At 56.5% G+C, this 17,525-nt stretch carries 17 protein-coding genes and 1 other RNA gene; 12 read left to right on the top strand and 6 right to left on the bottom strand.

Annotated elements, in window-relative coordinates; translation table 11 throughout:
* Positions 1-11: 11 nt before the first annotated feature.
* From QMG90_RS16350 to amtB, 4 genes are all read left to right on the top strand, one after another.
* The gene (locus QMG90_RS16350) at positions 12-1,784 is read left to right on the top strand and encodes a SmdA family multidrug ABC transporter permease/ATP-binding protein (protein WP_283280701.1); all 1,773 of its coding nucleotides are present in this window, start codon (positions 12-14) and stop codon (positions 1,782-1,784) included.
* Positions 1,771-3,555, top strand: coding sequence for a SmdB family multidrug efflux ABC transporter permease/ATP-binding protein (locus QMG90_RS16345; protein ID WP_283280699.1), 1,785 nt, complete (start codon positions 1,771-1,773; stop codon positions 3,553-3,555). The genes QMG90_RS16350 and QMG90_RS16345 overlap by 14 nt, the downstream gene beginning before the upstream one ends.
* 179 nt (positions 3,556-3,734) lie before the next feature.
* On the top strand, positions 3,735-4,073 hold the full coding sequence (glnK, locus tag QMG90_RS16340; protein WP_038155077.1) for a P-II family nitrogen regulator: 339 nt from the start codon (positions 3,735-3,737) through the stop codon (positions 4,071-4,073).
* Between the two features lie 30 nt (positions 4,074-4,103).
* Positions 4,104-5,390 carry an ammonium transporter AmtB gene (gene amtB, locus QMG90_RS16335; protein ID WP_283280696.1) on the top strand — a complete coding sequence of 429 codons (1,287 nt, stop codon included), beginning with the start codon at positions 4,104-4,106 and terminating at the stop codon, positions 5,388-5,390.
* Between the two features lie 44 nt (positions 5,391-5,434).
* Here amtB and tesB read toward each other — a convergent pair whose 3' ends face one another.
* The gene (gene tesB / locus QMG90_RS16330) at positions 5,435-6,295 is read right to left on the bottom strand and encodes an acyl-CoA thioesterase II (RefSeq protein ID WP_283280695.1); all 861 of its coding nucleotides are present in this window, start codon (positions 6,293-6,295) and stop codon (positions 5,435-5,437) included.
* A 213-nt stretch (positions 6,296-6,508) separates the two neighbouring features.
* On the opposite strand from tesB, the gene QMG90_RS16325 reads away from it, so the two are divergent.
* On the top strand, positions 6,509-7,081 hold the full coding sequence (locus QMG90_RS16325) for a YbaY family lipoprotein (protein WP_283280694.1): 573 nt from the start codon (positions 6,509-6,511) through the stop codon (positions 7,079-7,081).
* A 34-nt stretch (positions 7,082-7,115) separates the two neighbouring features.
* On the opposite strand, the gene QMG90_RS16320 is transcribed toward QMG90_RS16325, so the two are convergent.
* Entirely contained in the window at positions 7,116-7,427 is a 312-nt protein-coding gene (locus QMG90_RS16320) for an MGMT family protein (RefSeq protein ID WP_283280693.1), read from the bottom strand.
* Between the two features lie 188 nt (positions 7,428-7,615).
* On the opposite strand from QMG90_RS16320, the gene ffs reads away from it, so the two are divergent.
* Positions 7,616-7,712, top strand: an RNA gene (gene ffs, locus QMG90_RS16315) — signal recognition particle sRNA small type.
* 56 nt (positions 7,713-7,768) lie between these two features.
* Here ffs and QMG90_RS16310 read toward each other — a convergent pair.
* Positions 7,769-8,164, bottom strand: coding sequence for a RidA family protein (locus QMG90_RS16310; protein ID WP_283280692.1), 396 nt, complete (start codon positions 8,162-8,164; stop codon positions 7,769-7,771).
* Between the two features lie 141 nt (positions 8,165-8,305).
* Between QMG90_RS16310 and QMG90_RS16305 the strand changes: the two genes are divergently transcribed.
* Positions 8,306-8,926: a TetR/AcrR family transcriptional regulator gene (locus tag QMG90_RS16305; protein ID WP_283280691.1), complete on the top strand. Its 621-nt coding sequence runs from the start codon at positions 8,306-8,308 to the stop codon at positions 8,924-8,926.
* Here the strand turns inward: QMG90_RS16305 and QMG90_RS16300 are convergent.
* Positions 8,910-9,851, bottom strand: a complete 942-nt coding sequence (locus tag QMG90_RS16300) for an AraC family transcriptional regulator (RefSeq protein ID WP_283280690.1) — start codon at positions 9,849-9,851, stop codon at positions 8,910-8,912. The two genes, QMG90_RS16305 and QMG90_RS16300, sit on opposite strands and share 17 nt — an antisense overlap.
* A gap of 158 nt (positions 9,852-10,009) precedes the next feature.
* Here QMG90_RS16300 and QMG90_RS16295 point away from each other — a divergent pair, with 158 nt between their 5' ends.
* Entirely contained in the window at positions 10,010-10,843 is an 834-nt protein-coding gene (locus QMG90_RS16295) for an oxidoreductase (protein WP_283280689.1), read from the top strand.
* A gap of 32 nt (positions 10,844-10,875) precedes the next feature.
* Here the strand turns inward: QMG90_RS16295 and QMG90_RS16290 are convergent, their stop codons facing one another.
* Positions 10,876-11,304: a GFA family protein gene (locus QMG90_RS16290; protein WP_283280687.1), complete on the bottom strand. Its 429-nt coding sequence runs from the start codon at positions 11,302-11,304 to the stop codon at positions 10,876-10,878.
* 294 nt (positions 11,305-11,598) lie between these two features.
* Here QMG90_RS16290 and QMG90_RS16285 point away from each other — a divergent pair, with 294 nt between their 5' ends.
* Positions 11,599-11,847, top strand: a complete 249-nt coding sequence (locus QMG90_RS16285) for a hypothetical protein (RefSeq protein ID WP_283280685.1) — start codon at positions 11,599-11,601, stop codon at positions 11,845-11,847.
* A complete protein-coding gene (locus QMG90_RS16280) occupies positions 11,844-12,059 on the top strand; it encodes a hypothetical protein (protein WP_049848151.1) in 216 nt (71 codons plus the stop codon). Before QMG90_RS16285 ends, QMG90_RS16280 begins: the two co-directional genes overlap by 4 nt.
* Positions 12,060-12,212: 153 nt before the next feature.
* Here the strand turns inward: QMG90_RS16280 and yczR are convergent, their stop codons facing one another.
* Positions 12,213-13,640, bottom strand: a complete 1,428-nt coding sequence (gene yczR / locus QMG90_RS16275) for a MocR-like transcription factor YczR (protein ID WP_283280682.1) — start codon at positions 13,638-13,640, stop codon at positions 12,213-12,215.
* A gap of 87 nt (positions 13,641-13,727) precedes the next feature.
* On the opposite strand from yczR, the gene yczE reads away from it, so the two are divergent.
* A complete protein-coding gene (yczE, locus tag QMG90_RS16270) occupies positions 13,728-14,321 on the top strand; it encodes a membrane protein YczE (protein WP_283280681.1) in 594 nt (197 codons plus the stop codon).
* 94 nt (positions 14,322-14,415) lie between these two features.
* On the top strand, positions 14,416-17,487 hold the full coding sequence (locus QMG90_RS16265; RefSeq protein WP_283280680.1) for a beta-galactosidase: 3,072 nt from the start codon (positions 14,416-14,418) through the stop codon (positions 17,485-17,487).
* Positions 17,488-17,525: the final 38 nt, after the last annotated feature.

The following is a 17,525-nucleotide window of genomic DNA, read 5'->3' as shown; positions in this document are numbered from 1 at the left end:
GATCAAACTGCTTGCGTTTATTTGCTCAATTAAGCTGGTATTTCCGTCGGGAGTGGCGACGCTACCTCGGGGCCGTATCACTGCTTATTATCATCGCCTTTTTACAGCTCATCCCGCCGAAAGTGGTGGGGATTATCGTAGATGGCGTCACCGAACAACATTACACCTCAGCGCGCGTGTTGATGTGGATCGGCACGATGTTGCTGATCGCCGTGGTGGTTTATCTGCTGCGCTATGTCTGGCGCGTGCTGTTGTTTGGCGCGTCTTATCAACTGGCTGTCGAGCTGCGGGAAGATTATTACCGTCAGCTCAGCCGTCAGCACCCGGAATTTTATCTCCGCCATCGTACCGGTGACTTAATGGCCCGTGCGACCAACGACGTCGACCGTGTGGTGTTTGCTGCCGGGGAAGGTGTACTGACGCTGGTGGATTCCATGGTCACGGGCCTGGCGGTGCTGATCGTGATGTCCACGCAAATCAGCTGGCAGTTAACCCTGCTGGCGCTGGTGCCGATGCCTGTCATGGCGCTGGTGATCAAACGTTACGGCGACATGCTGCACGAACGCTTCAAACTGGCGCAGGCGGCGTTCTCCACGCTGAATGATCGTACCCAGGAGAGCATGACCAGCATCCGCATGATCAAAGCCTTCGGGCTTGAGGATCGCCAGTCGGCGTTGTTTGCTGCTGATGCGGCGGATACCGGCGTGAAAAACATGCGTGTGGCCCGCGTTGATGCCCGTTTTGATCCGACGATTTATATCGCTATCGGAATGGCAAACCTGCTGGCGATCGGCGGTGGTAGCTGGATGGTCACTCAGGGCACGATCACGCTCGGTCAGCTCACCAGTTTTATGATGTACCTCGGGCTGATGATTTGGCCGATGCTGGCGCTGGCGTGGATGTTTAACATCGTTGAGCGCGGCAGCGCCGCCTACAGCCGCATTCGCGCGATGCTGGCGGAAGCGCCGGTGGTGAACGATGGCGAAGACGCGATTCCTGCCGGGCGTGGCGCGCTGGCGGTGGCTATTCGCGAGTTTCACTATCCACATACCGATGCCACGACGCTGGAGAAGGTTAACTTCACGCTCCAGCCCGGGCAGATGCTCGGGATCTGCGGCCCGACCGGCGCGGGTAAATCTACCGTGTTGTCGCTGATCCAGCGCCATTTCGACGTGACGCAGGGCGAGATCCGTTATCACGATATCCCCTTGCCGCGCCTGAAACTGGACGACTGGCGTAGCCGTCTGGCGGTGGTGAGTCAGACTCCATTCCTGTTTTCCGATACCGTGGCGAGCAATATCGCGTTGGGAAGACCCGGCGCGACGCAACAGGAGATTGAACACGCGGCGCGGCTGGCGAGTGTCCATGACGATATCCTGCGTCTGCCGCAGGGATATGACACTGAAGTGGGCGAGCGCGGCGTAATGCTCTCCGGCGGGCAAAAACAGCGCATCGCGATTGCCCGCGCGCTGCTGCTGGAAGCGGAAATTCTGATCCTCGACGACGCGCTGTCGGCGGTGGATGGCCGCACGGAACACCAGATCCTGCATAACCTGCGCCAGTGGGGCGAAGGGCGTACGGTGATTATCAGCGCGCACCGGCTGTCGGCGCTGACCGACGCCAGCGAAATTATCGTCATGCAGCATGGGCACATCGCCCAGCGCGGAAGGCATGAACAACTGGCGGCGCAGTCGGGATGGTATCGCGATATGTATCGCTACCAGCAACTGGAAGCGGCGCTGAACGATGCACCGGCAGAGGAGGTGACCCATGAAGAATCGTAACAGGGGGCAGCTCTGGCCGACGCTGAAACGGTTGCTGGCGTACGGTTCGCCATGGCGTAAACCGCTGGCTATCGCCGTTGTAATGATGTGGATTGCCGCCGCCGCGGAGGTGAGCGGCCCGATGCTCATCAGCTATTTTATCGACAACATGGTGGCGAAAGATTATCTGCCGCTGGGCATTATTAGCGGTCTGGCGGCGGCCTATGTCGGGTTGCAACTGCTGGCAGCCAGCCTTCACTACGCGCAATCACTGCTGTTTAACCGCGCCGCGGTGGGCGTCGTCCAGCAATTACGTATTGATGTGATGGATGCCGCGCTGCGCCAGCCGTTGAGTGCGTTCGATACGCAGCCGGTGGGGGAGATCATCTCCCGCGTCACCAACGACACCGAAGTGATCCGCGATCTCTACGTTATGGTGGTGGCGACGGTGCTGCGCAGCGCCGCCTTAATTGGCGCGATGCTGGTCGCGATGTTCAGTCTCGACTGGCGCATGGCGCTGGTGGCGATCGGCATCTTCCCGGCGGTGATTGTGGTGATGCTTATCTATCAGCGCTACAGCACGCCGATTGTGCGCCGCGTACGAGCCTATCTGGCGGACATCAACGATGGCTTCAACGAGGTCATCAACGGCATGAGCGTCATTCAGCAGTTCCGTCAGCAGGCGCGCTTCGGGGAGCGGATGAACGAAGCAAGCCGTTCGCATTATCTCGCGCGGATGCAGACGCTCCGACTCGATGGCTTTTTGCTGCGTCCGCTACTGAGCCTGTTTTCCGCCATGGTGCTGTGCGGTTTGCTGCTGCTGTTCGGCTTTACCTCTGTTGGCACGATTGAAGTGGGCGTGCTGTATGCGTTCATTAGTTATCTCGGGCGTCTGAACGAGCCGCTGATTGAACTCACCACGCAGCAGTCCATCATGCAGCAGGCGGTGGTGGCGGGTGAGCGCGTGTTTGAGATGATGGACAGACCGCGCCAGACCTACGGCAGTGACAGCGCGCCGTTGCAAAGCGGTGCTGTGGAGTTCGATAACGTCTCTTTTGCCTATCGCGATGACCGTCTGGTACTGCAGGATATCAATCTGACGATCCCGTCGCGCAGCTTTGTGGCGCTGGTGGGGCACACCGGTAGCGGGAAAAGCACGCTGGCCAGTTTGCTCATGGGGTATTACCCACTGACTCAGGGCGAGATCCGCCTCGACGGGCGTCCACTTTCGACGTTAAGCCATTCCGCGCTGCGACAGGGCGTCGCGATGGTGCAACAGGATCCGGTGGTCATGGCCGACTCGTTCTTTGCCAACGTTACGCTGGGGCGCGACATCAGCGAGGCGAGCGTCTGGCAGGCGCTGGAAACGGTACAACTGGCGACGCTGGCGCGCAGCATGCCGGAAGGCATTTATACGCGCCTCGGCGAGCAGGGAAACACGCTATCGGTCGGGCAGAAACAGCTGCTGGCGCTGGCGCGCGTGCTGGTGGAAACCCCACAGGTGCTGATCCTCGACGAAGCGACGGCGAGCATCGATTCCGGCACTGAGCGGGCGATTCAGCAGGCGCTGATCGCCGTTCGCCAGCATACTACGCTGGTGGTTATCGCTCACCGACTCTCCACAATTGTCGATGCGGACACCATCATGGTGCTGCATCGTGGGGAGGCGGTAGAGCAGGGGACGCACCAGCAACTGCTGGAAGCGAAAGGCCGCTACTGGCAGATGTATCAACTGCAACTGGCGGGCGAAGAGCTGGCTGCCAGTGCACATGATGAATCACTTATCGCCTGATGCACCAGTATCAGGCAATCTGTTAAACATTCGACGCACCTGCACTGTCATGGTGCGTTTTTCTTTTCTGCGCCTGCCTGTTTATCGCGCGCCACGCCCGTTTTTCTGCCTGTTTCATTTCTGGCATGCCCCTTGCTTTACTCTTCAGGCCATTACCGAATTCAGACTGGAGAGGAACTATGAAGCTGGTTACCGTGGTAATCAAACCATTCAAACTCGAAGACGTTCGCGAAGCGCTGTCTTCTATTGGTATTCAGGGGCTGACCGTCACAGAAGTGAAGGGTTTCGGACGCCAGAAAGGTCACGCTGAGCTTTATCGTGGTGCAGAGTACAGCGTCAATTTCCTGCCCAAAGTAAAAATTGATGTGGCGATTGCTGACGATCAGCTTGATGAAGTGATCGATGTGGTCAGCAAAGCGGCCTACACCGGAAAAATTGGCGACGGCAAAATCTTCGTCGCCGAACTGCAACGCGTGATTCGCATTCGTACCGGCGAAGCCGACGAAGCGGCGCTTTAATTCCTGGTACACAGCGATAGGGATCGAAAAATGAAAATAGCTACGATGAAAACAGGCCTGGGGGCGCTGGCGTTGATGCCAGGCCTGGCGATGGCCGCTCCGGCTGTCGCAGACAAAGCCGACAATGCCTTTATGATGATTTGTACCGCGCTGGTGCTGTTTATGACGATTCCCGGCATTGCGCTGTTTTACGGCGGCCTGATTCGCGGCAAAAATGTGCTTTCGATGTTAACGCAGGTCGCGGTCACTTTCGCGCTGGTCTGCATTTTGTGGGTGGTTTACGGCTATACGCTGGCGTTCGGTACCGGTGGCAGCTTCTTCGGCAACTTCGACTGGGTGATGCTGAAAAATATCCAGCTCACAGCGCTGATGGGCACGTTTTATCAGTATATTCACGTCGCGTTCCAGGGCTCGTTTGCCTGCATTACCGTCGGCCTGATCGTCGGCGCGCTGGCTGAGCGCATCCGCTTCTCTGCTGTGCTGATTTTTGTGGTGGTGTGGCTGACGCTCTCCTATGTGCCGATTGCGCACATGGTCTGGGGCGGCGGTCTGCTGGCTGCTCACGGCGCGCTGGATTTCGCTGGTGGTACGGTCGTGCACATCAACGCCGCGATTGCAGGTCTGGTGGGCGCGTACCTGATCGGCAAACGTGTGGGCTTTGGCAAAGAAGCCTTCAAACCGCATAACCTGCCGATGGTGTTTACCGGCACCGCGATCCTCTATGTTGGCTGGTTCGGCTTCAACGCCGGTTCTGCGAGCTCGGCGAACGAAATCTCCGCGCTGGCGTTCGTGAATACCGTAGTGGCAACTGCTGCGGCGATCCTCGGCTGGGTCTTTGGCGAGTGGGCGCTGCGTGGTAAACCGTCGCTGCTGGGTGCCTGTTCCGGCGCGATTGCCGGTCTGGTTGCGGTCACACCGGCTTGTGGCTACATCGGTGTCGGCGGCGCGCTGATCCTCGGCATCGTGGCAGGTCTTGCCGGGCTGTGGGGCGTTACTGCGCTGAAACGCTGGCTGCGTGTGGATGATCCATGCGACGTATTTGGCGTTCACGGCGTCTGCGGTATCATCGGTTGTCTGCTGACAGGCGTCTTTGCCTCAACCGCTCTGGGCGGCGTCGGGTACGCAGAAGGCGTCACGATGGGGCATCAGGTGCTGGTACAGCTCGAGAGCGTGGCCATCACTATCGTCTGGTCTGGCGTCGTGTCTTATATCGGCTACAAGCTGGCGGATTTAACGGTTGGTCTGCGTGTACCGGAAGAGCAGGAACGCGAAGGGCTGGACGTCAACAGCCACGGCGAGAATGCTTACAACGCCTAAAACAGAGAAGCCTCCCGCCGGGAGGCTTTTTTCTTACCCTTACCTTACCCCCGGTTTCGCATTACTCCTTCCTGTACCGCAGAGGCGACCAGCACGCCGTCCTGAGTAAAGAACTCCCCTCGCACAAAGCCGCGTGCGCTCGAGGCAGATGTACTTTCCACGCTGTAGAGCAGCCATTCGTTCATATTAAATGGACGGTGGAACCACATAGAGTGATCGATGGTCGCCACCTGCATCCCTTTCTCGAGAAAACCCACGCCGTGGGGCTGGAGGGCGACAGGCAGGAAGTTGAAGTCGGAGGCATAGCTCAGCAGATACTGATGAATGCGGAAATCTTCCGGCAGGGGGCCATTCGCGCGGATCCAGACCTGGCGTTTGGGCTCGGCGACATGACCCTTCAGCGGATTATGGAACTCCACCGGGCGGATCTCAAGCGGTTTATCGCTCAAAAACTTTTCCTGCACGGCAGGTGGCAGCAAATGCGCCAGCGAGCGGGCGATATCTGTTTCGGATTTCAGTGATTCCGGCGCCGGAGCGGGCGGCATCGGCATCTGGTGTTCATAACCGGGTTCTGGTGCCTGGAACGAGGCGGTCATATAGAAGATAGGTTTACCATTCTGGATCGCCGCCACACGGCGAGCACTGAAGCTGTTGCCATCACGCAGCACTTCAACGTCATAAACGATGGGTTTAGCACTGTCGCCGGGGCGCAGAAAATAGCTGTGGAATGAGTGCACCAGACGATCTGCGGGTACCGTCTCTTTGGCAGCGTACAGCGCCTGGCCTACGACCTGGCCGCCGAATACCTGACGTAAGCCAAGATCCTCGCTTTGGCCGCGAAACAGTCCCTCTTCAATTTTTTCCAGATTCAACAACGTCAGCAGGTTCGTTAATGCCAGACTCATAGATAACCTCAGTAATAGAAACGCGGCGGCATGAGAATAACCAGATTATAACGCAGAATCAAAAATGACCTGTCGGGTGCAATAGTCTGAATTACGGGTCCTTTCCAGGCACGAATGTGAGATCTGTGCCACAATTATGCTCGTAAAGATTGTTCAGACCACTCAGTCCGCATAATTAACGTCTGTGGATGCATGGATGATAAGGAGAACATAATGAAACTCGTGCATATGTTAAGTGGTTTAGCGGTTGCGGTCGCGCTGAGTGCCTGCGCTGATAAAAGCGCGGATATCCAGACCCCGGCACCGAACCCCAATACGTCTGGTGTGGCTACACAACCCGCTATTCAGCAACCTAATGTGTCAGGTACCGTCTGGATCCGTCAGAAAGTGGCTTTGCCGCCGGATGCCGTGCTGACCGTGACGCTGTCGGATGCCTCCCTGGCGGATGCGCCATCTAAAGTGTTATCGCAGAAAGCCGTTCGTACCGAGGGTAAGCAGGCACCGTTCAGCTTCGTGCTGCCGTATAACCCTGCCGACGTCCAGCCGAATGCGCGTATTCTGTTGAGTGCAGCCATCACCGTGAATGACAAGCTGGTGTTTATCACCGATACCGTCCAGCCGGTCATCAACAACGGCGGAACCAAAGCGGATCTGACGCTGGTGCCGGTTCAGCAGACGGCGATCCCGATGCAGGGGAGCGGTGGTGCTGCAACCACAGTACCGTCAACCTCGCCCACTCAGGTGAGCCCGTCCGGCGCAACCCCTGCGCCGACGCAAATTCCATAACCTGTCTTCCGGCCCTCTCCGTGTGAGGGGGCCGTCAGTACACCCAGCGATACTTCTGCATATCAATTTTCCCGCCGCCAGAAACCTGAACGCCTTCGGAAAGCAATGCCTGCCGCTGCCGTTGCAGATCGGGGCCGGTGAGTGAAATGGTGCCATGACGGTTTACCACCCGGTGCCACGGCAGGGTCGAACCTTCCGGTAAACGTTTGAGTACGCCACCCACCTGACGCGCCGCACGCGGCGATCCCGCCAGTCGCGCGACATCGCCATAGGTCGTGACGCAGCCTTCGGGAATGGAGGCGATAATTTGCCAGACTCGTTGCGGGAAGGTGTCGATGGGTTCCATAGCACGTCCGGTAGCAGTGAAAAACACAGGATAAGCTACGGCTCAGCCATTGTGAAGGCAGCCTGCCGCCTGTGTTTTTATTCTGTTGCACAATAATCCAGCATCCGGACCGCCCCGGCTTGCAATTGCCGGACTGCACAGGGATAATGCGCCAGCGCGTTGGTTATCAACGCTCTCAATGGGGGCTCTGTTGGTTCTCCCGCAACGCTACTCTGTTTACCAGGTCAGGTCCGGAAGGAAGCAGCCAGAGCAGACGACGTGTGTGCCGGGATGTAGCTGGCAGGGCCCCCACCCATTTGTGCTCGGCGCATGATATCCACCTTCTCCTTCCCTCTGTCTTTTTAATGGCCTGGAATTCGGGCTATGACCTTAATTTCAAAATCGAATCCTGCAAGCCAGGTAACCCCAACGGCTGTCCAGTTAGGATAGGGGGGTTGCGGAAAAATAGCCTGTTTCACCTGCATAATTGCTGGAAACTGATTTTCCGGATCGGTGTGAAAAGTAGTGACATCGATCAGATCGTCGAAGGTACACCCTGCAGCAGCCAGGGTCGCTCGCAGGTTATCAAATGCCAGCTGTACCTGAACGGCAAAATCCGGCTCTGGCGTACCGTCGGCGCGGCTACCGACCTGGCCGGAAACAAACAGCAAATCGCCAGAACGGATGGCGGCAGAATAACCATGTGCTTCATAAAGCGCATGGCGGTGAGCAGGAAAAACGGGTTCGCGTGGGATCATAAGGTTTCCTTTACTTCAGCAAATGAATAATGCGGGAAGCGCGACACGTCTATTTGGTTTAATATACGAGGCGTATGTGAAACGTATCTCACATACGTTGTGTATGTCAAATAATATACAATATTCGTCAAAGGGGAACATATGGCAGCCAGACGCCGCAGTGAAACGATGGAAGAGAACCGCGCCAGATTGATCAAGGCAGCACGCAAAGCCTTTGCTGAAAGAGGGTTTGCCGCCGCATCAATGGACGAATTAACCGCCAGCGTCGGCCTGACGCGTGGAGCGCTATACCATAATTTTGGCGATAAAAAAGGGCTGCTGGCGGCGGTGGTAGACCAGGTCGATGGTGAAATGGCACAACGTGCTAAATCTGCCGCCGCTACCGCTGGCGATGACTGGGAACGACTACTGGCTGAAGGCGTCGCCTACATCAAAATGGCGTTGGACCCTGAAGTGCGGCGTATTGTTCTGCTTGATGGTCCGGCTTTTCTCGGCGATCCCTCACAGTGGCCTGGTCAGAATAGCTGCCTTGAATCCACCCGGCAGACCCTTACAACGCTGATTGAACGCGGCGTACTTAAATCTGTGGATGCTGATGCTGCGGCACATCTGTTGAATAGCGCCGCGCTGAATGCGGCGCTTTGGGTAGCGGCCAGCGACGATCCACAACAGGCGTTGCCAAAGAGTATTGACGTTTTTACACGACTGGCGAGCGGCTTACACCAGAGCGCAAGACCTAACGCTTTCAGTGAGAAGAAATAAACGCTGAGGCAGTGACTGGCGCGGGCATTGAAAAATGCTTTCTCATTCGCTCCACTTCGCTGAGTGGTGTCAGCCCGAACAGACGTTTAAATTCTCGGCTGAACTGCGAAACACTTTCATACCCCACCTGCCTGCTGGCGGCGGAGGCAGTGAGATTGTTGCGTAGCATCAGTAGTCTGGCCTGATGTAACCGCATGGATTTGAGGTATTGTATCGGGGAGGTGTCAGTCACCGTTCGGAAATGACTGTAGAAAGACGGCAAGCTCATGCTGGCTTCTTTCGCCAGGGCTGACACATCCAGATGCGAATCATATTCGGCGTGCAGCTTTCGCAACGCTTTTGCTACCTTGCCAAACTGCCCTTGCAGAGTGAGCGTGCTTCGCAATACTGCCCCCTGGGCTCCCATTAATACCCGATAATAAATTTCTCTCAGCATTGCCGGTCCCAGAATTTCCGCATCCCGCGGTTCAGCCATCACTTGCAGAAAACGTAAAACTGAATGGCGCATGGTTTCGTCCATTGGGCTCGACATCATGCTTCGTGGCGGCGTTGCCGTCGTTTGCCCGAATTTTGCGAGTTCAAGCATCATGTCGGCCGCTAAGGTGAAATCCAGTCGTATATAGATTGCCATCATCGGTTCTGACTCACTGGCATCCGTTTCCATCGTAAAAGGCACCGGAACAGAGACCATCAGATAATGCTGCGCATCATACAAATAGACATCCTGGCCGAAATATCCCCGTTTTCGTCCTTGTACCACAATCACGATCCCCGGTTCGTATAATACCGGCGTGCGTAGCAACGGACGATTAGAGCGTAAAAAGCGAACATCCGCTAAACCTGTGATGTTGTAGCCTTGAAGCGGCGTTAGCCGATCCAAAAGTGCAACCATTTGTTCGGTCACTGTCGGGGAAGAAGTGGTCATAAGCGTCAGGGGAAAGGAGCAAAACGTCTCCGGAGTGTGGCATTGAATTTCAGGACCGTCCAGATGGTGTAGAGAATCAGGCAAAGATCACAGAGGATCCGGGCTACGGATTTTGTCCTGAGCCGCCTATTCTGAATCTCCTTTCAAGAGGAGATGTTATGAATCAGTCAAAGCTATTTTTTATCACCGGCGTCAGCAGCGGTTTTGGGCGTGCGCTTGCTACAGAAGCGATGAAGGCCGGGCACCGTGTGGTGGGTACAGTGCGAAATCAACAGGCGAAAGAGGCATTCGAAGCCGTGGCGCCGGGTCAGTGTTTCGGGCGCATTCTGGATGTCACGGATTTTGACGCGATTGCGCCGCTGGTGAATGCCACCGAACAGGACATCGGCGCAGTGGATGTGCTGGTGAATAATGCGGGTTATGGCCACGAAGGCATTATGGAAGAGTCGCCGCTGAGTGAAGCCCTCCATCAGTTTGATGTCAATGTGTTTGGCGCGGTGGCGGTGATTAAGGCCTTTCTGCCTTATTTTCGTACACGTCGTGCTGGTCATATTCTGAACATTACCTCCATGGGGGGCTTCATTACGATGCCGGGGATCAGCTACTACTGCGGGAGTAAATTTGCTTTACAGGGAATTTCCGAAACGTTGAGTAAGGAACTGAAGCCCTTCAACATTAAGGTCACTGCTATTCAGCCAGGATCGTTCAGAACAGACTGGGCCGGACGCTCGATGGTTCGCTCACCCCGCAGTATCAACGATTACGATCACAGTTTCGGACCGATAAGAGAAACGCGAGAAAAACGCAGTGGTCACCAGCCCGGCGACCCGCTGAAGGCCGCCAGAGCCATTCTGCACCTGCTCAATCACCCTGAACCGCCAGCGTCACTGCTGCTTGGTAGCGATGCGGTCACGTTCGTCAGGGACAAATTGCAGCAAATGACTGCTGATATTGCCGCATGGGAAAATGTCAGTCGCTCAACGGATGGTTAGCGTGTAATAGGGTGAGAAAGCTGACGCCACGCTCACGCTTTCTTATCCGTTATTTCTGCAGGTGAATAATGCAGATACCCTGCAACACCACCACCGCCATCGGAGGGATGATGGTTACCTTCGGAGACAACCACTTCGCGGAAATCAAAGGGTGAAACACCCTCAATACAGGCGACGTTAACGCCATACTGCTCAGGGTTCGAACGTCGCTGGTGGAATGTGTAGATGCCGCATACCGAGCAAAAGTAGTGTACCGCCTGGCGAGTATTGAAGCGGTACTCTGTCAGTTTGTCTTTCCCTTTGAGGACCTCAATACCCGACAACGGTGCCGAGACGGTCACCGCGCCGCGCATCCGGCAAAACGAACAATTACAGCGGCGAATGGTGTGATAGCCGTCAGATAACTGAACAGAAAATACCACCGCGCCACAATGGCATTGCGCTAATAATTTTTCTGGCATCGTTTCTCTCTCCGAATGAAAGTGGGGCAAGTTATTACCCCGTTAATTATAGGATCTTAATGGAGTTTATTGCTGGTAATGAAGCCTGGCGGTGTATTAACGATAGCCTGAATAAAAGACATTGTCATATTATTGAAATAATACTGTCATAATATCGTCATTATTTCGACATAAATAAAAGGCAGAGTGACATCAGGCGTATTCTTTTGGGTATAAGTAAAAAATATATCACTGGAACAACATGTTAACTTAGTGTATTAAATAGTTGATATTTTAATACGGGGACACATTAACATGGCCACTGTAGTTTTGAATGTTAAAATTGACGAAGCCTTAAAAGAAAGACTGCGCCATTATGCAGAAGTCAATAACGAGAATTTGGGTACCGCAACAGAGAAACTGCTGCTGCTAGCCTTCGAAGCGGCAGAAGAGGCGGGAGTATCAGAAGATGACGTTGACAGTCAGCATATCGAAGAAGATGTAACTCCTTTTACTCCTAAAGAAATCAAAGCGTTACGTAAACTTCTGAAGAAGAAAAAATGAAACAGCAACTCTCAACAGCCAGTAATTATAACGAAGCCTGTGAGCTGCTACGCTCGGGCTACGTTAAACATGTCCGACTGAACTGGAATGTCGGGAGCGATGAATTTTTCCGCATTGCTTCCGACTGGTGCGATACTGGTGCGAAAATCAAAAAAGACGGCGACGGTTTTATTATCTCGCTGAAAGGTTTTCCTATCCCACGGCAACACTAATTCTGTCATTTTTCTGTCATAAAATGACGGGATGACGAGCTGCAATTAAGATACTCTACTCTACTCATCTCATATCATCATGGACGCTGATTTAGACGAACTCTTCGGGGTTCGTCAATTTCTCTTTTCCCCGGTGCCTGCGGTAACCTCAGATTATATTATTTTACGCATTCGCATCACGTTATGCTGACCCGCCAGTGAATTCCATAGTGGTTGTAAGGTGTTAAATGCCGCCCGTAATGCATCATCTTCCAGCGTAAAAGGAATGCGCAAATAGCGATCAAACGCACCCGCCAGACCAAACCGTGTGCCGGTGCCCAGGTGTATTCCGGCGCTTTCCGCTCGCGCGGCAAACAAGGTCGCCAGCATATCCGGCAGCTCAACCCAGAATGAAAGACCGCCGTCCGGCTGCGTAAAACGCCACTGCGGAAAATACTCTTCCATCAGCTGACGGCACATATCCCGCCGGGCCGCGAGCATCTGGCGACGTGCAGGCAACAATGTGGATGCGTTTTCCACCAGCCAGCAGGAGGCGAGTTGCTCCAGCAGCGGCGAACCGAGATCCAGCGTGTCACGCGTCTGGATAAGCGATGCAATAGTGCGTGATGACGCACGGATCCAGCCGAGCCGCAACCCGCCCCAGAAACTCTTCCCCGCCGAACCGAGCGTGATCACCGGCGCGTCGGTATTGAACGCTGCCAGCGGTGGCGGGGGGGACGCGTTGTACCACAGATCCACCATCGTCTCGTCGATCACAAGCGTGGTGCGCGAGCGGGCAGCGAGATCCGCAACACGCTGCCGCGTGGCGCTGTCCATACAACGGCCGGTGGGGTTATGGAAATCAGGCATCAGGTACGCCAGCCGCGGAGCGGTTTGGGCGAACGTCGCGGTCAGGCCGTGCACATCCCATCCCTGTTCCGGCAACGAAACGCCGACCGGACGGCAGGACGCTCCCTGAATGGCGGCGATCGCCAGCGGATAGGTCGGGTTATCAACCACCACGCGATCCCCCGGCCCGGTCAGATGGCGCAGGATCAACGCCAGACCGCTGACAGCGCCGTTTACTACCATCACCTCATCGGCGCGCGTCGCCAGCCCCCGCTCGCAATAGCGCCGGGCGATGGCCTCACGCAGGGCCAGAAGCCCTTGCTGATCGTAGCCGGTGCTGGTGAGGTGTTGCGGCAATACCGTCAGTGCATGGCTGAACGCCTGATGAATTTCCGGCCCGGCAGCCAGCGCGGCGGTGGAGAGATCCAGCGCCTGTACCGCCGACATACGAGTCGGCACCGCCGGGCTGCTCTCCGGCAGGATCACCCGCGAACCGCTGCCGTGACGGCTGACAATATAGCCTTCATCACGTAACTGCCCGAGCGCGCTGGCAATGGTCGTGCGGCTGACCGCCAGAGCGGTCGCCAGCTCACGCTCGCCAGGTAAACGGCTGTCCAGCGCCAGCCGACCGTCGAGGATCAACAGGCGTAGCGCATCCGCAAGCTGCCGCCATAGCGGAGTGCGTGAGGTGGTTTCCTGCCAGCGGCCGAGCAGGCGTACCAGCGATTGGGTTCCGGAACGACGAGGTGACATAGCAGTCCACTTTCTAAAAACTGGTCATTAATCATAATGCCATTTTTACGCATGATGAAAGCATAACGCGGTTAACTGAGGTGAAAAATGGGGCGTCGCTTGATTCAACTTTATACTGGCCTGATGTTATATGGCGTCTCTATTGCGCTGTTCGTGCGTGCTGATCTGGGCCTGGATCCGTGGGATGTGTTTCATCAGGGCGTGTCATTTCTGTTATCGATGAAAATCGGTCAGGTGGTGATCCTCACTGGTGTGCTGGTGCTGCTCCTGTGGATCCCGCTGCGGCAACGCCCGGGGCTCGGCACCATCAGTAACGTTATCGTGCTGGGGCTGGTGGCGGACGCGACACTGGCTGTCGTCTCGCCGGTGACTTCACTGACGGTTCGTATCACGCTGCTGGTCTCCGCCGTGGTGATGAATGCGCTGGCGACGGCGCTCTATATTGGCGCCGGGTTTGGCGCGGGCCCGCGCGACGGGCTGATGACCGGACTTCACGCGCGCACTGGCTGGTCGGTACGGGTGATTCGTACCTGCATTGAGCTGTCTGTTCTGTTCATTGGCTGGCTGCTGGGCGGTTCGGTGGGGGTGGGTACCGTGTTTTATGCGCTGGCGATTGGCCCGCTGATCCAGCTCTGCCTGCCATGGTTCGTCCGCCTGCCCGCAAGGCCAACACCGGCGTGATCTGACTCTCCTCCTGTGCGTGCGCCGCTTTACCCGCCGCGTCGAAAACGGCAATGTGGCAGAAGCTTTTTTTACGCATCATGATGAGGACAACATGACACAACTTCTGACGCAGCTGGCGCGCCGGGACTGGGAAAATCCGCAGGTGACTCACTGGCACCGGCTTCCCGCTCACGCACCGTTTCACAGCTGGCGCGATCTGCATTCGGCCTGTCGCGACGCGCCTTCAGCCTCCCGGCGTTCACTGAATGGCGAATGGCGATTCTCGTTATTTGCCGCGCCGGAAGCGGTACCGGAGCGCTGGCTGGATCAGGACTGTGATGATGCGGTGGCGATGCCGGTTCCCTCAAACTGGCAGATGCAGGGGTTTGATACGCCGGTTTACACCAACGTCACTTATCCGATTCCGGTGACGCCACCGCGGGTTCCGGCCAGTAATCCCACTGGCTGCTATTCACGCACGATAGACATTGACGCGGCATGGCTGGCGAGCGGTCAGACACGCATTATCTTCGACGGCGTGAATTCTGCGTTTCATCTGTGGTGTAACGGACGCTGGGTCGGTTATTCCCAGGACAGCCGTTTGCCCGCCGAATTTGATTTGAGCGACGTGCTCACACCCGGCGTCAACCGGCTGGCAGTGATGGTGCTGCGCTGGTGCGACGGCAGTTATCTGGAAGATCAGGATATGTGGCGGATGAGCGGCATTTTTCGTGACGTCACGCTGCTGCATAAACCCCTCACGCAGATCGCTGATTATCATATCGACACACAGCTTAGCGCCGGTTTTCACCATGCCACGCTGGCGGTGCACCTGACGTTACAGGGCGACGCGATGGCGGATACGGAGATTGAGGCTTCGCTGTGGTGGGGTGAAACGCGGGTGATACAACAGCGCCAGCGCCCCGGCTGCGAGATTGTTGATGAGCGTGGCGGCTGGGCGGAACGCCTGACGCTCTCGCTGCCCGTGGAAAATCCCCGTTTATGGAGTGCTGAACAGCCGAACCTTTACCGACTGGTGGTGGCGCTGTATGACGCGCAGGGGGAGCTTCTGGAAAGTGAAGCCTGCGATGTTGGTTTTCGTCATGTGGTCATCGACAACGGCCTGTTAACGCTTAACGGCAAACCGTTGTTGATCCGCGGCGTAAACCGCCATGAGCACCATCCGCAAAACGGTCAGGTGGTGGATGAAGCCACCATGCGCCGCGATATCGAACTGATGAAGCAGCACAATTTTAACGCCGTACGCTGCTCGCATTATCCCAACCATCCCCTGTGGTACAAACTTTGCGATCGCTACGGGCTGTACGTGGTGGATGAGGCGAATATCGAAACCCACGGTATGGTGCCGATGAGCCGTCTGGCGGACGATCCGCAGTGGCTGCCGGCGATGAGCGAGCGCGTGACCCGCATGGTGATGCGCGATCGCAACCATCCGTCGATCATTATCTGGTCATTGGGCAATGAGTCCGGGCATGGCGCGAACCACGATGCGCTGTACCGCTGGCTGAAAACCACTGATCCCACACGCCCGGTGCAGTATGAAGGCGGTGGCGCAAATACGGCCGCCACGGATATTGTCTGCCCGATGTATGCCCGGGTCGATCAGGATCAGCCATTCCCGGCGGTGCCGAAGTGGTCAATTAAAAAGTGGCCATCATTACCCGGTGAAACGCGACCACTCATCCTCTGCGAATACGCCCATGCGATGGGCAACAGCTTTGGCGGTTTTGCTAAATACTGGCAGGCTTTTCGCGCTTACCCGCGTTTGCAGGGGGGCTTCGTCTGGGACTGGGTGGACCAGGCGCTGAGCAAAACCGATGCTGACGGCAACACCTTCTGGGCCTACGGCGGTGATTTTGGCGATACGCCGAATGATCGCCAGTTCTGCATGAACGGGCTGGTATTTCCCGACCGCACGCCGCACCCGGCATTATACGAAGCACAGCGCGCACAGCAATTTTTCCAGTTCCGCCTGCTGAGCACGTCGCCGCTGGTGGTGGAGGTCGAAAGCGAATTCCTGTTCCGTACCAGCGATAACGAACAACTGCGCTGGTGGATTGAACGTGATGGCGAACGGCTGGCCGAAGGTGAGTGTGCGCTTACTCTGGCTCCGCAGGGAACGCGACAGTTGACCCTGCCGTTGCCCGCATTGTCGGCGACGCCGGGCGAGGTCTGGCTCAACGTAGAGGTGTATCAGAAAGCAGCCACCGCCTGGTCTCCGGCGGAACATCGCTGCGCCTGGGATCAGTGGCAACTTCCGTCACCGCTGGCGCTGCCTGATGAGGCTCCGGTTGGAGTGCCACCCCGTCTGCAGACCAGTGATGCTTTTTACGAGATTGTTAATCGCCAGCAGCGCTGGCGGTTCTGCCGTGAAAGCGGTGATCTCATTCAGTGGTGGCGTGACGAGCAACCGACGCTGTTAAGCCCGCTGCGCGATAACTTTACCCGCGCGCCGCTCGATAACGATATCGGCGTCAGCGAAGCCGCCCGCATCGATCCCAATGCCTGGGTTGAGCGCTGGAAAGCTGCCGGTCTGTATCAGATGACCTCCCGGCTGCTCGCCTGTCAGGCGCATGTCTGTGACACGCAAGTGGTGATTGAAACGCAGCAGGCCTGGTGTTATCAGGACAAGCCGCTGTTTATCAGTCGCAAGCGCTGGCGCATCGACGGACAGGGGATTTTGCACGGCGATGTGGATGTGCAGGTCGCTACGGATATCCCGCCGCCGGCGCGCATCGGTTTGCATTGCCAGTTGGCTGAAACCGCCACGAACGTCAGTTGGTTGGGTCTGGGGCCGCATGAAAACTACCCGGATCGTAAGCTGGCGGCGCGACAGGGGCGCTGGACGTTACCGCTGCCGGAATTATTTACACCGTACGTTTTTCCGTCGGAAAACGGTTTGCGCTGCGATACCCGTGAACTGCATTACGGTAGGCACAGTTTGCAGGGCGTGTTCCATTTTGGCCTCAGCCGTTACAGTCAGCGCCAGTTACATGACACAACACACCGTCATCTGCTGCGTGAAGAGCCGGGCACATGGTTGAATCTGGATGCGTTCCACATGGGCGTCGGCGGCGATGACTCCTGGAGCCCCAGCGTATCGCCTGAGTTTTTACTGCCGCAGCGACACCTGCGTTACGCGTTTAGCTGGCATCAGGACTAAACTTATCAACGCCAGATGCGGCCAGACACGCTGGCCGC

The sequence above is a fragment of the Trabulsiella odontotermitis genome (genome assembly GCF_030053895.1).
GTDB classification, from domain to species: Bacteria; Pseudomonadota; Gammaproteobacteria; order Enterobacterales; family Enterobacteriaceae; genus Trabulsiella; species Trabulsiella odontotermitis_C.
This window is presented reverse-complemented; position numbering and strand designations above follow the sequence as displayed.

Coding starts and splice junctions, on each gene's coding strand:
- QMG90_RS16345 (WP_283280699.1), top strand. CDS start 1,771: ATGAAGAATCGTAACAGGGGGCAGCTCTGGCCGACGCTGAAACGGTTG.
- glnK (WP_038155077.1), top strand. CDS start 3,735: ATGAAGCTGGTTACCGTGGTAATCAAACCATTCAAACTCGAAGACGTT.
- amtB (WP_283280696.1), top strand. CDS start 4,104: ATGAAAATAGCTACGATGAAAACAGGCCTGGGGGCGCTGGCGTTGATG.
- tesB (WP_283280695.1), bottom strand. CDS start 6,295: ATGAGTCTGGCATTAACGAACCTGCTGACGTTGTTGAATCTGGAAAAA.
- QMG90_RS16325 (WP_283280694.1), top strand. CDS start 6,509: ATGAAACTCGTGCATATGTTAAGTGGTTTAGCGGTTGCGGTCGCGCTG.
- QMG90_RS16320 (WP_283280693.1), bottom strand. CDS start 7,427: ATGGAACCCATCGACACCTTCCCGCAACGAGTCTGGCAAATTATCGCC.
- QMG90_RS16310 (WP_283280692.1), bottom strand. CDS start 8,164: ATGATCCCACGCGAACCCGTTTTTCCTGCTCACCGCCATGCGCTTTAT.
- QMG90_RS16305 (WP_283280691.1), top strand. CDS start 8,306: ATGGCAGCCAGACGCCGCAGTGAAACGATGGAAGAGAACCGCGCCAGA.
- QMG90_RS16300 (WP_283280690.1), bottom strand. CDS start 9,851: ATGACCACTTCTTCCCCGACAGTGACCGAACAAATGGTTGCACTTTTG.
- QMG90_RS16295 (WP_283280689.1), top strand. CDS start 10,010: ATGAATCAGTCAAAGCTATTTTTTATCACCGGCGTCAGCAGCGGTTTT.
- QMG90_RS16290 (WP_283280687.1), bottom strand. CDS start 11,304: ATGCCAGAAAAATTATTAGCGCAATGCCATTGTGGCGCGGTGGTATTT.
- QMG90_RS16285 (WP_283280685.1), top strand. CDS start 11,599: ATGGCCACTGTAGTTTTGAATGTTAAAATTGACGAAGCCTTAAAAGAA.
- QMG90_RS16280 (WP_049848151.1), top strand. CDS start 11,844: ATGAAACAGCAACTCTCAACAGCCAGTAATTATAACGAAGCCTGTGAG.
- yczR (WP_283280682.1), bottom strand. CDS start 13,640: ATGTCACCTCGTCGTTCCGGAACCCAATCGCTGGTACGCCTGCTCGGC.
- yczE (WP_283280681.1), top strand. CDS start 13,728: ATGGGGCGTCGCTTGATTCAACTTTATACTGGCCTGATGTTATATGGC.
- QMG90_RS16265 (WP_283280680.1), top strand. CDS start 14,416: ATGACACAACTTCTGACGCAGCTGGCGCGCCGGGACTGGGAAAATCCG.